Annotated in this window: 1 protein-coding gene; it reads left to right on the forward strand. The window is 60.0% G+C overall.

Annotated features, from left to right (window positions below; translation table 11 throughout):
- Nucleotides 1–135 precede the first annotated feature (135 nt).
- Nucleotides 136–561, forward strand: coding sequence for a MerR family transcriptional regulator (locus N792_RS13290; protein WP_036196159.1), 426 nt, complete (start codon nt 136–138; stop codon nt 559–561).
- The last annotated feature ends 29 nt before the right edge of the window (nt 562–590 follow it).

Raw genomic sequence — 590 nt, forward strand, 5'->3', positions numbered from 1 at the left:
CCAGCGGCACGACGCAGCAGACCGATGCGCCAATGGCGGCGATGCTCGCGCCAATAATGGCTGGAACAGACGATTTGGCCGGGGTTGTTTGCATCAGAGCATACTAGCCTCTGTACCTAGGTACGGAGTCAAGCCGTGCGTCCGAACACGTTTACGATCAGCCGGCTGGCGGCGGCGGCCGATGTGCACGTCGAAACCGTGCGCTACTACCAGCGACGTAGGCTGCTGCGTCAACCCGAGCGACCCATAGGAGGCGTGCGTCGTTACGACGAAAACGATGTCAATCGGCTTCAGTTCATCCGGCGCGCTCAGATGATGGGATTCAGCCTCGACGAGATCGCTGGCCTGCTAGAGATCACAGGCGAACGTTCTTGCGAGCAGACCCGTCAGCTGACCGAGCGAAAGCTCGTCGATGTCCGTCTACGAATCCGCGAGCTGCGACAGCTGGAGAGGGATCTCGAACAGAAAATAGCGCGGTGCGCCCAAGTGCCGACGGGAGAGTGCTGCCCAACCCTCGACTTTCTGGAGCGGCCAAGAAAGCCAGCTGCGACAGGCAGTTAGCTCACTTTCGGCCCGTTTTTACACGAATC

The organism is Lysobacter concretionis Ko07 = DSM 16239 (assembly GCF_000768345.1).
Lineage (GTDB): Bacteria > Pseudomonadota > Gammaproteobacteria > Xanthomonadales > Xanthomonadaceae > Novilysobacter > Novilysobacter concretionis.